Source organism: Bordetella genomosp. 1 (genome assembly GCF_002261335.1).
Taxonomy (GTDB): domain Bacteria; phylum Pseudomonadota; class Gammaproteobacteria; order Burkholderiales; family Burkholderiaceae_B; genus Bordetella.
Genome location: NZ_NEVL01000004.1, coordinates 412,414 through 425,400, shown reverse-complemented (window position 1 = coordinate 425,400; position 12,987 = coordinate 412,414). Strand labels below are relative to the sequence as shown.

At 70.2% G+C, this 12,987-nt stretch carries 9 protein-coding genes; 7 read left to right on the top strand and 2 right to left on the bottom strand.

Features of this window, described 5'->3' with window-relative positions:
* Positions 1-38 precede the first annotated feature (38 nt).
* From CEG14_RS18860 to CEG14_RS18830, 7 genes are all read left to right on the top strand, one after another.
* On the top strand, positions 39-2,252 hold the full coding sequence (locus CEG14_RS18860) for an ATP-dependent helicase (RefSeq protein ID WP_094827935.1): 2,214 nt from the start codon (positions 39-41) through the stop codon (positions 2,250-2,252).
* Between the two features lie 66 nt (positions 2,253-2,318).
* Positions 2,319-3,350, top strand: a complete 1,032-nt coding sequence (locus CEG14_RS18855) for a magnesium and cobalt transport protein CorA (protein ID WP_094827934.1) — start codon at positions 2,319-2,321, stop codon at positions 3,348-3,350.
* A gap of 77 nt (positions 3,351-3,427) precedes the next feature.
* The gene (locus tag CEG14_RS18850) at positions 3,428-4,099 is read left to right on the top strand and encodes a thermonuclease family protein (RefSeq protein ID WP_094827933.1); all 672 of its coding nucleotides are present in this window, start codon (positions 3,428-3,430) and stop codon (positions 4,097-4,099) included.
* An 82-nt stretch (positions 4,100-4,181) separates the two neighbouring features.
* Complete coding sequence (locus tag CEG14_RS18845) at positions 4,182-6,431, top strand: ABC transporter substrate-binding protein (protein WP_094827932.1); 2,250 nt, start codon at positions 4,182-4,184, stop codon at positions 6,429-6,431.
* Positions 6,428-7,405: an ABC transporter permease gene (locus tag CEG14_RS18840; RefSeq protein ID WP_094827931.1), complete on the top strand. Its 978-nt coding sequence runs from the start codon at positions 6,428-6,430 to the stop codon at positions 7,403-7,405. The genes CEG14_RS18845 and CEG14_RS18840 overlap by 4 nt, the downstream gene beginning before the upstream one ends.
* A gap of 6 nt (positions 7,406-7,411) precedes the next feature.
* Positions 7,412-8,851 carry an ABC transporter permease gene (locus CEG14_RS18835; protein ID WP_094827930.1) on the top strand — a complete coding sequence of 480 codons (1,440 nt, stop codon included), beginning with the start codon at positions 7,412-7,414 and terminating at the stop codon, positions 8,849-8,851.
* Entirely contained in the window at positions 8,848-10,530 is a 1,683-nt protein-coding gene (locus CEG14_RS18830; protein WP_094827929.1) for an ABC transporter ATP-binding protein, read from the top strand. The genes CEG14_RS18835 and CEG14_RS18830 overlap by 4 nt, the downstream gene beginning before the upstream one ends.
* 176 nt (positions 10,531-10,706) lie before the next feature.
* On the opposite strand, the gene CEG14_RS18825 is transcribed toward CEG14_RS18830, so the two are convergent.
* Positions 10,707-11,264, bottom strand: coding sequence for a MarR family winged helix-turn-helix transcriptional regulator (locus tag CEG14_RS18825; protein WP_094827928.1), 558 nt, complete (start codon positions 11,262-11,264; stop codon positions 10,707-10,709).
* 41 nt (positions 11,265-11,305) lie between these two features.
* A complete protein-coding gene (locus tag CEG14_RS18820; RefSeq protein WP_094827927.1) occupies positions 11,306-12,862 on the bottom strand; it encodes a collagen-like triple helix repeat-containing protein in 1,557 nt (518 codons plus the stop codon).
* Positions 12,863-12,987 lie beyond the last annotated feature (125 nt).

Here is a 12,987-nt window from a genome sequence, read left to right as displayed (position 1 = left end):
TACAGTTATCCGCCCGTCGTTCCGAATTCCTTCGCTTCATGTCCCATCCCGATCAGCCGGCCCCGCCCGACCTTACGCCGCCCGCCCCGCATGCCGCGGACACGGGCGCAGCCGCCCACCGCGAGCGCGCCGCCCCTGATGCCACCGCGGGCGGCGCCGACCGCGCGCCGGCCGACGCCGCCGCCACCGACCCGCTCGGCGACCTGAATGCCGAGCAGCGCGCGGCCGCCGAGTTCGGCGTGGCGCCCGGGGCCGCGCCCGGCCAGGCGCTGCTGGTGATCGCCGGCGCGGGCTCGGGCAAGACCAACACGCTCGCGCATCGCGTGGCGCACCTGATCCGCAACGGCGCCGACCCGCAGCGCCTGCTGCTGCTGACTTTCTCGCGCCGCGCGGCGCAGGAAATGGAGCGGCGCGTGGGTGGCGTGCTGCGCAAGCTCATGCGCCTGGGCGCGAGCCAGCACGCGCCGTCGCTGCCGTGGGCCGGCACCTTCCACAGCGTGGGCGCGCGCCTGCTGCGCGACTGCGCCCATCGCATCGGCCTGGCCGAGGCCTTCACGGTGCACGACCGCGCCGACGCCGAAGATCTGATGGGCATGGTGCGCCACGAGCTCGGGCTGTCCGCCACGCAGAATCGCTTTCCGCTCAAGGGCACCTGCCTGTCGATCTATTCGCGCGTCATCAACAGCCAGCTGCCGCTGGGCGAGGTGCTGGCGCAGGCGTTTCCCTGGTGCGCCCAGTGGGAGGCCGAGCTCAAGCGCCTGTTCCAGGCCTACATGCTGGCCAAGCAGGACCAGCAGATCCTCGATTACGACGACCTGCTGCTGTATTGGGCGGAGATGATGCAGGAGCCCGCGCTGGCCGCCGACATCGGCGGTCGCTTCGATCACGTGCTGGTCGACGAATACCAGGACACCAACCGGCTGCAGTCGTCCATCCTGCTGGCGATGAAGCCCGACGGCCGCGGCCTCACGGTGGTGGGCGACGACGCGCAGTCCATCTATGGCTTTCGTGCCGCCACGGTGCGCAACATCCTGGACTTCCCGCAACAGGTGGGGGCGGGTGCGCACGTCATCACGCTCGAACGCAACTATCGTTCGACCCAGCCCATCCTGGACGCCTCCAACGCCGTGATCGCGCTGGCGCCCGAGCGCTACGCCAAGGAGCTCTGGACCGACCGCGCGTCGAGCCAGCGGCCCGAGCTCGTGAGCGTGAGCGACGAGGCCGGCCAGGCGCGCTGGGTGGCCGACCAGGTGCTGGCGCGGCGCGAGGAAGGGCAGACGCTCAAGTCGCAGGCCGTGCTGTTCCGCACCGCCAGCCACAGCGCCGCGCTCGAGCTCGAGCTCACGCGCCGCAACATTCCCTTCGTCAAGTTCGGCGGCCTGCGCTTTCTCGAGGCAGCGCACATCAAGGACCTGCTCTCGCTGCTGCGCTGGGCCGAGAACCCGCGCTCGCGCATGGCCGGCTTCCGCGTCACGCAGCTGGTGCCGGGCGTGGGGCCGGCGACCGCCGGCAAGCTGATGGACGCGCTGGCCGAGTCGGCCGATCCGCTCGCCACGCTGAGCGCCTTCAAGGTGCCGGCCGCCGCCAGCGAAGACTGGCAGGCGCTGGTGCAGGCCTACGCGCGCCTGCGCTCGCCGCAACTGGGCTGGCCGGCCGACGTGGAGGTGGCTTTGGGCTGGTATGGCGAGCTGCTCGAGCGCCTGTTCGACGATGCGCGCGTGCGCCGTGCCGACCTGGAACAGCTGCAGCGGCTGGCGGGCGGCTATCCCACGCGCGAACGCTTTCTCACCGAGCTCACGCTCGACCCGCCCTCGGCCACCAGCGACGAATCCGGCACGCCGCTGCTCGACGAGGACTACATGATTCTCTCCACCATCCATTCGGCCAAGGGGCAGGAGTGGAAGGCCGTCTACCTGCTCAACGCGGTCGACGGTTGCATCCCCTCGGACATGTCCACCGACACGGCCGAGGAGATCGAGGAAGAGCGCCGCCTGCTGTACGTGGCGATGACGCGGGCCCGCGAGCGGCTGCAGATCGTCGTGCCGCAGCGCTTCTACGTGCACAACCAGACCGGCATGGGCGACAAGCACGTGTACGGCGCCCGCACGCGCTTCATCACCGACGCGATGCTGCCGATGTTCGAACACCTGCCCAAACCGCCCGACCTGCCGTTCGATCGCGGCCGCGGCCTGGGCGCGGCGGGGGCGCCCGCGATCGACGTGGGGCAGCGCCTACGCAAGCTGTTCTCCTGAGCTATCATGGGCCGGAGGCCGGCGCAGACAAAGACGCGCCCGGCCCGCCCAGTCAAAGGAGGGCGTATGCCAACAGAGAATCCGGTGGCCGATACGCCGCAGGTCCCCGCCGCCGCGCCACCGGTGCCCACCGAGGTCGTGGCCTCGGTGGCCTATGCCAACGGCCGCCGCGCGCGTGACGTGGCGCTGGCCGACATCGGCGAGTATGCGCACGGCGATCACGACATGCTCTGGATCGGCCTGCGCGATCCCAGCCCGCAAACGCTCGCCTACGTCGCCGACACGCTCGGCGCCTGCGACAAAAACCGCGAAGAGATGCTGGAGCCGCACCGCCGGCCCAAGATCATCGACTACGGCAACATGGTGCTGGTGGTCGCGATCACGGTCGAGGTCGAGGCCGACCGTCCCGTGTTCGGCGAAACCCAATACCTCATCGGCGAAGGCTTCCTGGTCACGGTGCGCCGCGGCGCGCTGTCGGCCCACACCGCGCTGCGCGAGCGCCTGGAGGCCGCGCCCGAGATCCTCAAGCGCGGCAGCGACTACGTCGTCTCCGAACTGCTCGACTGGCTGGTCGACCGCTACGTGGTGGCGGTCAACAAGCTCGAACACGTGGTCGAGAACGCCGAGCAGAAGCTCCTGATCCGCGGCGCCAAGGATTCGGATATCCGCCGCCTCTACCGCCAGCGGCGCGACCTGCTGCGCATCCACAACGCCATCGCACCGCTGGCCGAGATCTGCCGCCGTCTCTCGCGCGTCGAGATGTCGGCCGTCGACGAACACGCGCGGCCCTATTTCGGCGAGGTGGCCGACCGGGTGCTGCGCGTCGACGAGCTGATCAGCGCGCTGCGCGAGGCGCTGGCCTTCGCCTTCGAGGCCAGCCTCATGATCGGCCAGGGCCAGCAGAACGACACCACGCGCAAGCTGGCCTCCTGGGCCGCCATCCTGGCCGTGCCCACGGCGGTGGCCGGCATCTACGGCATGAACTTCGAATACATGCCCGAGCTCAAGACCCACTGGGGCTACCCGGTCACGCTCGCCACCATCGCCGCGCTCTGCGGCGTGCTGTACTGGCGTTTCCGCCGCTCCGGCTGGCTGTAGGGCATCCGCGCGCCGCCGCCTCCCCGGCGGCGGCCAGCCGTGGCACACTTCGGACGTTTCCATCTCCGAGTCCGTCCATGGCCCGTCGCCGCGGCCCCGCGCCCCTCCCGAACCGCCTCGTCCGCCGTTTCGCGCCGGCGCTGGCCGCGCTGCTGATCGCGTTCGTCGGCAATCTGGTTTACCGCGGCGCGGAGCGCGGCCAAGCCGATGCGCCGGCCCCCTCGCAGCGCGGGCCGGCCGCGCCCGGAGGCGGCGGCGCGGTGCCCGGGCAGGCCGTGCCCGCCGGCCGCTACACGCTCACGGGCACCGTGGTGAACGTGGCCGACGGCGACACGGTCACGCTGCGCACGGCCCAGGGCCAGCGGCGCGTGCGCCTCGACAGCATCGACGCCCCCGAGACCGGCCACGGCGCCGACCAGCCCGGCCAGCCCTACGCGGAGGCCGCGCGCAAGCACCTGGCGGAGCTCGTGGCCGGGCGCGAGATCACGGCGCAGTGCTACGAACGCGACCAATACGAACGCGAGCTCTGCGCGCTGATGCTGCCCGACGGCAATTCGGCCAACCGCGCCATGGTCGCGGCCGGCTACGCCTGGGCCTACACGGCCCGGCGCGGCGACTACCTGCGCGACCAGGCGCTGCCGGCCCTGCAGCGGCAGGCGCGCGACGCCGGACGGGGCCTGTGGCAGGGTAAGCAGCCCACCGAGCCCTGGAAGTGGCGCTACGACTGCTGGAAACAGCGCCAGTGCTGAGCGCCACGGGCGGGCTAGCCCCGATTCGGACGGACGTCCGGCTTTGCTATGCTTTGCGCCAGCATTTACCAGGAACGCATCGATGAATCTGAAGTGGCGGCTGGGCGCGACGCTCATGGTCCTTGCCGGGCTGTTGGCGGGATGCTCGCGAGAAAACCCCATCAACAGTCCGTACGCGGCCGGCGCCATGGCCGAGAATGCGCTGTACACGGCCTTCGTGAAGCGCTCGCCCAAGTATCTCGATCCGGCGCAGTCGTACTCCACCGACGAAACCGCCTACACCTACAACATCTACGAGCCGCTCTACGGCTATCACTATCTCAAGCGGCCCTACGAGCTCATCCCGCGCGCCGCCAGCGAGATCTCGCATCCCACCTACCTCGATGCCCAGGGCCAGCCGCTGCCCGACGACGCGCCGGGCGAGAAGATCGCCGAGAGTGTCTACGACATCAAGATCCGGCCCGGCATCCGCTTCCAGCCCCATCCCGCGTTCGCCCGCCGCGCCGACGGCAGCTACCAATACTTCCCGCTGGCCGCCGGCGAGCTCGACGACAAGTTCTACATCCCCGACTTCCCCGAAACCGGCACGCGCGAGCTCACCGCCGCCGACTACGTCTACGCCTTCCGCCGCCTCGCCAGCCCGCGCGTGGCCTCGCCCATCTACTCGCTGATGGCCGATTACGTGATCGGCCTGGATGACTACGGCAAGTCGCTGCGCGAGCGTGACGCGGCGCTGCGCAAGGGCCTGGCGCCCGGCGCGCGCGACCTGCCGTGGCTGGACCTGCGCGAGGCCGATGGCTTCGACGGCGTCAGCGCGCTCGACCCGCACACGCTGCGCATCCGCGTCAAGGGCAAGTACCCGCAGTTCAAGTACTGGCTCGCGATGACCTTCACCGCGCCGGTGCCGTGGGAGGCCGACCGCTTCTACAGCCAGCCGGGCATGGCCGCGCACGATCTCTCGCTCAATACCTGGCCGGTCGGCACCGGGCCGTTCATGCTGGGCGAGTCGATCCAGAACTGGCGCCACGTGCTGGTGCGCAATCCCAACTATCACGGCGAGGCCTACCCCTGCGAGGGCGAGCCGGGCGACCGCGAGGCCGGGCTGCTCGCCGATTGCGGCAAGCCCACGCCCTTCCTCGACAAGGTGGTGTTCTCGATCGAGAAGGAGGCGGTGCCGCTCACGGGCAAGTTCCAGCAGGGCTACTACGACGTGCCGCAGGTCGAGCGCGGCGAGTACGGCGTGGCCATGCTGGTGGCCGCGGGCGACTCGCCCGAGAAGGCCGCCCTGTATCGCGAACACGGCATCCAGCTGCCCACCACCGTCGAAACCTCCAACTGGTACATGGGCTTCAACTGGCTCGACCCGGTGGTGGGCCGCGGCGACACGCCCGAGCAGCAGGAGAAGAATCGCAAGCTGCGCCAGGCCATCAGCATCGCGGTCGACTGGGAAGAATACGTCGCCGTGTTCGAGAACAGCCAGGCCGAGGTCGCCAACGGGCCGGTGCCGCCGGGCGTGCTGGGCTACGTGGCGCCGCCCGAGGGCTACAACCCCGTGGTCTACGACCTGGTCGACGGCAAGCCGCAGCGCAAGTCGCTCGACACCGCGCGCAAGTTGCTGGCCGAGGCCGGCTATCCCGATGGCCGCAACGCCGCCACGGGGGCGCCGCTGGTCATCTACTACGACGCCATGACGGGCGGCGGCAGCAACCCGCAGTTCGACTGGCTGCGGCGCCAGCTCGCGCGCATCGGCATCCAGATGGATGTGCGTTCGACCGACTACAACCGCTTCCAGGACAAGATGCGGCGCGGCACGGCCCAGCTGTTCCTGTGGGGCTGGAACGCCGACTATCCCGACGCCGAGAACTTCCTCTTCCTGCTCTACGGCCCGAATGCGAAGGCCGGCAAGGGCGGCGAGAACGCGGCCAACTACGACAACCCCGAGTTCGACCGCCTGTTCGAGCAGATGAAGTTCCAGGACGACGGTCCCGAGAAGGCGGCCATCATCGCGAAGATGGTCGAGCTGGTGCGGCGCGACGCGGTCTGGATGTTCGGCTTTTTCCCGAAGTCGGGCGGCGCCTACCAGCAGTGGGTCGGCAATGCCAAGCCCACCCAGATGGTGCGCAACACGCTCCAGTACATGAAGGTCGATCCGGCGCTGCGGGTCGAGAAGATCGATGAATGGAACCGCCCCGTGTGGCGCTGGCTGATCGTGCTCGTGGCCCTGGTGCTGCTGGCGATCGTGCCCGCCTACGTGGCGCTCAAGCGCCGCGAGCGGCAGACCGCCTTCGGCACGGCTGACCAGTCGGCGCGCAAGGCCAAGGAGCAACCATGACCGCCTACGTGCTGCGCCGCCTGATGTACGGCGTGCTGATCCTGATCGGGGTCAACCTCTTCACCTTCCTGCTGTTCTTCGCGGTCAACACGCCCGACGACATGGCGCGGCTGGCCATCGGCGGCCAGCGCACCAGCCAGGAGGCCATCGACCGCTGGAAGTCGGAGCGCGGCTACGACAAGCCGCTCATGTACAACGGCCAGGCCGAAGGGCTCGCGCGCTACACCGACACGGTGTTCTACCAGCGCTCCGTGCCGCTGCTGGTGATGGACTTCGGCGCCTCGGATGGCGGCCGCGACATCGGCCGCGAGATCCGCGACCGCATGGGCCCGAGCCTGGCGCTGGCGATCCCGACCTTCGTGCTGGGCCTGTTCGCCAGCATCGTGTTCTCGCTCGTGCTGGTGTACTTCCGCGCCACCCGGCTCGATTTCTGGGGCGTGGTGCTGTGCGTGGTGATGCTGTCGATATCGAGCCTGTTCTACATCATCGCGGGCCAGTGGCTGTTTTCCAAGCTGTGGCGGCTGGTGCCATATTCCGGCTTCGCGGGCGGGCTCGACATGGTGAAGTTCCTGGCGCTGCCGGTGCTGGTGGCCATCATCTCGCGGCTGGGGCCGGAGGCGCGCTTCTACCGCACGCTGTTCCTCGAAGAGATCGGCAAGGATTACGTGCGCACCGCGCGGTCCAAGGGCCTGTCGGAGCGGGTGGTGCTGTTTCGTCATGTGTTGCGCAACGCCATGCTGCCCATCCTCACCGGCACCGTCTCGGCCATTCCGCTGCTGTTCATGGGCAGCCTGATCGCCGAGTCGTTCTTCGGCATCCCGGGGCTGGGCAGCTACACCATCGACGCCATCAACGCGCAGGACTTCTCCATCGTGCGCGCCATGGTGTTTCTCGGTTCGACCCTCTACATCGTGGGTCTGATCCTGGCCGACATCTCCTACACGCTGGCCGACCCGCGTGTCCGTTTCGAGTAACGCACCATGCCACGTCTCGTATTTCTCTGGACCGACGTCGCCCTGTTCCTGCTGGTGCTGGCCGTGCTCGGCTACGCCTGGCGGGTCAAGCGCAGCCCGGCCCTGCGCGCCACCTGGCGCCGCGTGCTGCACGATGCGCCGGCCATGTGCTCGGCCCTGATCCTGGCCTGCTTCGTGGTGGTGGGGCTGCTCGATTCGATGCACTACCGGCCGCTGCTGCCGCCGGCGCCCAATGCCGCGGCCGACGCGCCGCCCGCCTATGCGCCCGCGGTGAAGTCGCTGCTCGACGGGCTGCTCGAAAACACCGCGCTGATGAAGCCCGAGCGCAACTATTCCGTGCCGCTCGCCACCCATCAGTTCCTCAAGGAAAGCATGCTGGTCGACGGGCTGCCGGTGCGCGACTATCCGCGCCTGCGCGCGGGCGGGGCGCACCTGAAGGACCCGGCCGCCGAGCGCTGGCCTGACGTGCAGCGGCGCGCGCTCGCCGGCCTGGGCGCGGGCCTGGCGGTGGCGCTGGCGGGCTGGCTGCTGGCGCTCGCGCTGTTGCGCCGGCGCGGCGTGCGGGCGGCCGACGTGCTGCGGGCGCGCACCGACGTGCCGTGGCGCGCCATGGGCATCACCTTCACCGCGCTGTGCGTGGTCGGCGGCGTGATCGCCGCGCTGGCGAGCGCCTATCACGTGTTCGGCACCGACCGCATCGGCAACGACGTGCTGTGGCAGTCGCTCAAGAGCATCCGCACCGCGCTGGTGATCGGCAGCCTCACCACCATCGCGATGCTGCCGCCGGCCATCCTGTTCGGCCTGGCCGCGGGCTACTTCAAGGGCCGCGTCGATGATGTGATCCAGTACATCTACACCACGCTGACCTCGATTCCCGGGGTGCTGCTGGTGGCCGCCTGCGCCTTGATGATGCAGGTCTACATCGACAACCATTCCGAGCTGTTCGACACCTCGGCCGCGCGCGCCGACCTGCGGCTCTTCCTGCTGTGCATGATCCTGGGCCTGACCGGCTGGTCGGCGCTGTGCCGGCTGTTGCGCGCCGAGACGCTCAAGCTGCGCGAGCTGGAATACGTGCAGGCCGCGCGCGCCTTCGGCGTCTCGCACTGGCGCATCATGCTGCGCCACCTGCTGCCCAACGTCATGCACATCGTCCTCATCACGGTCGTGCTCGAGTTCTCCGGCCTGGTGCTCTACGAGGCGGTGCTGTCTTACCTCGGCATCGGCGTGGACCCGGGCATGAACTCGTTCGGCTCGATGATCGACAGCGCGCGCCTGGAGATGTCGCGCGAACCCATGATCTGGTGGAATCTCATGACCGCCTTCCTCTTCATGCTGGCGCTGGTGCTGTCGGCCAACCTGTTCGCCGACGCCGTGCGCGACGCGTTCGATCCGCGCAGCCGCCGCTACAAGCCGGCCCGCGCCGCCCTGCAAAGGACCCTGCCATGAGCCGCGCCGCGAATGTGCTCGAGGTGCGCGACCTCGACGTGGTGGTGGCCGGCGAGACCCAGCTCTCGCACGTGGTCAGGCGCCTGTCGCTCGCGATCGCACAGGGCGAGACCTTCGCGCTCGTGGGCGAGTCCGGCAGCGGCAAGAGCATGACCGCGCTGGCGCTGCTGCGGCTCCTGCCCGACGCGGGCCAGGTGGTGGCGGGCCAGGTCGATCTCAACGGCACCGATCTCAACGGCCTCTCCGAGGCGGGCATGCGCGGCGTGCGCGGCGGCCAGATCGGCATCATCTTCCAGGAGCCGTCGACCAGCCTGAATCCGGTGATGCGGGTGGGCGACCAGATCGTCGAAACCCTCACCGCGCACACGCCGCTGCGCGGCGCGGCCGCCCGCGAGCGCGCGGTGCATTGGCTGCGCCGGGTCGGGATTCCCGAGCCCGAGCGCCGCATCGACGACTATCCCTTCCAGTTTTCCGGCGGGCAGAAGCAGCGCGTGATGATCGCCATCGCGCTCGCCGCCGAGCCGCGCCTGCTGATCGCCGACGAGCCCACCACCGCGCTCGACGTGACCGTGCAGGCGCAGATCCTGCAGCTGCTGGCCGACATCCAGCGCGAGATGGGCATGGCGGTGCTGCTGATCACCCACGACCTGGCGGTGGTGCGCAATGTGGCCCGGCACGTGGCGCTCATGCGCCACGGCGAGATCGTCGAAAGCGCCAGCGCGGCCGACTTCTTCGAAGCGCCGCGCCACCCCTACGCGCGCCAGCTGTTCGAGGCCATCCCGACCTTCGAGAAGCGCGGCCGGCCGCTGGCGCCGCCCCCGCCCGGCATCGCGCCGCGCAGCGCCCCGCCGCGTCCCGCCGACCCGGGCGTGGTGCTCGACGTGCAGGACCTCAAGGTCCACTATCCGGTGCGCAAGGGTCTGCTGCGGCGGGTCGGCAAGTGGGTGCGCGCGGTCGACGGCGTGACCTTCACGCTGCGCGCGGGCGAGACGCTGGCGCTGCTGGGCGAGTCCGGCTGCGGCAAGACCACCACCGGCCGTGCCCTGCTGCGCCTGATCGACGGCGCCCACATCGAAGGCCGCGCCATGCTGGGCGGCCGCGACCTGTTGCGCGCCGACCGGCGCGCCCTGCAGGAGATGCGGCGCGACATCCAGATCGTGTTCCAGGATCCCTACGCCTCGCTCGATCCGCGCATGCGCGTGGGCGACATCCTCGACGAGGGCATCGCGTCGCTGCGGCCCAACATGAGCGTGGCCGAGCGCCACGAGCGCGCGCGCCGCCTGATCGGCCGCGTGGGCCTGCCCGACGACACGCTGACGCGCTACCCGCACGAATTTTCGGGCGGCCAGCGCCAGCGCATCGCCATCGCGCGCGCGCTGGCCGTGGAGCCGCGCGTGCTGATCTGCGACGAGCCGACCTCCGCGCTCGACGTCTCGGTGCAGGCGCAGATCCTCGACCTGCTGCGCGAGCTGCAGCAGGAGCTCGGCATCGCCTACCTGTTCATCACGCACAACTTCGGCGTCGTCGAGTACCTGGCCGACCGCATCGCCGTCATGGCGGAGGGCCGCATCGCGGAGATCGGGCCGGCCGAGACGGTGCTGCATGCGCCCAAGCACGACCTGACGCGCCGCCTGCTCGACGCCGTGCCGCGCCTGTCCTTCGGCGCGCCGCCGGCCTGAGCGCCGCGCGGCGGGGCGGGGCGGCTTCGCATTGCCCCGCAGCCGCGGGCCGAGAGCCGTCCGGCGGCAGGCAAAAAAAAACCTGTCCCGGGCGTCTTGGCGCGCAGGGACAGGGCGGGTGAGGATTGCGCCGGGCGAGGAGAGTAGGACGCCCGGGGTGTTACCCAGCAATGCGTTCAGCTTTGGTCATCCGACATGGCGTTGTGCCGGCTCTGCAACCACATCAGCGTGTCGTGGCGCAGGGTGCGGGCGTATTGCGCCAGGAAGGCCTGCACGATGTGCAGTTGCTGCGCGTCGTACTGCCGGCTCAGGAACTGCACCTCCTCGGTGGCCGCGCGCCGTGCGCGGTCCAGCTCGCGCAGGCGCTCGACCACCGGGCGGATCACGATCACGCGCCGGTCCAGGGGATGGCGGCCGCGCTGCACGAATCCCGCCGCCTCCAGCCGGTTGATCAGCGCCGTGGCGCCGCCCCAGCTGATGCCCAGCAACTGACCCAGCTGGCCGGTGGGCAGGGCATCGAACTCCTGGACCAGATCGAGCGCCTTCAGCTCGGTCAGCGAGATGCCCAGCTTTTCGGCCAGCGCTGCCTGGCTCGAGGCCATGTACACTGACAGCTGGCGGCTCAGGATCAGGGCGATCTCCGCGGCGCTGTCGGGCGATGCCGACGGGCCGTAGTGGTCGCTGGTGTCGCCGTGACGGTGGTCTTGCGGCGCGATTCGTTCGGACTCGTACATGACGCGGCTCCGGATGGGCGTGTGCGTGGACCGTGTGGCGATTATTTCAGGGCGCCGGTGACGCCGCCGAGCAGGCCGCCGAGCAGGCCGCCGTTCGGGGTGCCGCTGGTGCCGGTCGAGCCCGAGGTCGTCGTGGTCACGCCACCGAGCAGACCGCCGAGCAGGCCGCCGTTGGCGCCGCCGGTGTTGCCGCTCGTGGCGCCGCCGGTCGTGCCGCCGAGCAGGCCGCCCAACAGACCGCCGTTATTCGTGCCGCCGGTCGTGCCACCCGTTGCGCCGCCGAGCAGACCGCCGAGCAGGCCGCCGTTGTTCTGACCCGAACCGCCGGTCGCGCCACCCAGCAGGCCAGCCAGCAAGCCGGCATTGGCGCTGCCGCCGGTATTCCCCGTCACACCACCCAGCAGGCCGGTCACAGGGGCCAGCAATCCGCCGTTGGCGGCGCCGCCCGTCAGGCCGCCCAGGCCCAGGTTGCCGGTGATCGGGCTCAGCAGACCGCCGTCGCCGCCCAGTCCGAGCCCGCCGGTCAGCGAGGCCACCGCGCCTGTCGCTTCCTGCAGCACTTTTCCCAGCGGATTCGGGTTGCTGGCGTCGGTGTGCAGCAGGCCGCCCGCGGCGCTGACCGCGTTGCCCAGGCCGCCGAGCACGCCGTCGAGGCCGCCGATCGGCAGGCCGCCCGGCACGTTGGAGCCGGCGCCGGCGAGGGTGCCGCCGACGCTGGTCAGCAGGCCGGCGACGGGCGCGCCCAGGCCGGTCTGGTCACCGATGCGGGTGGTCAGGTTGGTCACCGCGCCGGCCACGGGAGCGACGGCGGGATCCAGGGCCTGGCCCACGCCGCCCAGGGCGCCTTGCAGGCCCAGCGGCAGCACGTTGTCGACCGCCGAACCCGTGTTGCTCAGGGCCGGTTGCAGGATGGGCTGGCCCGGGGTGCCGAGCGCACCGCCGGCCAGGCCGCCCACCAGGCTGTTGACCGGTTGCAGCAGGCCACCTTCGCCGCCCAGCGCGCCGGTCAGCGAGGCCACGGCCTTGGTGGCTTCCTTGGCCACGTTGGTCAGCGGATCGGGATTCTTGGGATCGGCCACCAGCAGGCCACCGGCGGCGGCCACGGTATTGCCGAGGCCGTCGACCAGGCCGCCGACGCCGGTGCCGAGGCCGCCGGGCAGGCCGCTGCCGGAAACGGTTTCACCCAGATTGCTGACCGCGCCGCCGACTTGCGTCAGCGTCCCGGCCACGGGCGTGCCCAGGCCGGTTTGCGAACCGATGGTCTGGGTCAGGTTTTCCACGGTATCGATAACCGGCTTGACGGTCGGGTCGAGCGATTTGCCGACGCCGGCCAGCGCGGTGCTGGTGCCGAGCGGCAGGGCATTATCGACGGCGCCGCCGGTGCCGCCCAGCGTGGTTTCCAAAAGGCCGGCCGTCACGGTCGGATTGGTGGGATCGGTACCACCGCCGCCGCCGCCGCCACCGCCGCCGCCAATACCACCGGCGGAGCGCTTGCTGCCGCCGCCACCGCCGCAAGCGGTCAGGGCAGCCATCAGGGCGACGGTCATCAGGGTTGCCGCAAAACGGGTCGGGCGGCTGCTTACGTTTTTGACTTGCATGATGCACTCCTAGGGTTTGGTGTATTCAGGCCTGGAAACCGCCCGATACCTTTCCTTATGCACAATTCATGCCAGTTTTTTCGAATATTGCTTAAACGCCGACCATCGCCGATTTCCGGTTTTAA

What these genes read in the sequence shown, in the direction of transcription:
- CEG14_RS18855 (WP_094827934.1), top strand. Translation starts at nt 2,319, where the DNA reads ATGCCAACAGAGAATCCGGTGGCCGATACGCCGCAGGTCCCCGCCGCC.
- CEG14_RS18850 (WP_094827933.1), top strand. Translation starts at nt 3,428, where the DNA reads ATGGCCCGTCGCCGCGGCCCCGCGCCCCTCCCGAACCGCCTCGTCCGC.
- CEG14_RS18825 (WP_094827928.1), bottom strand. Translation starts at nt 11,264, where the DNA reads ATGTACGAGTCCGAACGAATCGCGCCGCAAGACCACCGTCACGGCGAC.
- CEG14_RS18840 (WP_094827931.1), top strand. Translation starts at nt 6,428, where the DNA reads ATGACCGCCTACGTGCTGCGCCGCCTGATGTACGGCGTGCTGATCCTG.
- CEG14_RS18835 (WP_094827930.1), top strand. Translation starts at nt 7,412, where the DNA reads ATGCCACGTCTCGTATTTCTCTGGACCGACGTCGCCCTGTTCCTGCTG.
- CEG14_RS18860 (WP_094827935.1), top strand. Translation starts at nt 39, where the DNA reads ATGTCCCATCCCGATCAGCCGGCCCCGCCCGACCTTACGCCGCCCGCC.
- CEG14_RS18820 (WP_094827927.1), bottom strand. Translation starts at nt 12,862, where the DNA reads ATGCAAGTCAAAAACGTAAGCAGCCGCCCGACCCGTTTTGCGGCAACC.
- CEG14_RS18830 (WP_094827929.1), top strand. Translation starts at nt 8,848, where the DNA reads ATGAGCCGCGCCGCGAATGTGCTCGAGGTGCGCGACCTCGACGTGGTG.
- CEG14_RS18845 (WP_094827932.1), top strand. Translation starts at nt 4,182, where the DNA reads ATGAATCTGAAGTGGCGGCTGGGCGCGACGCTCATGGTCCTTGCCGGG.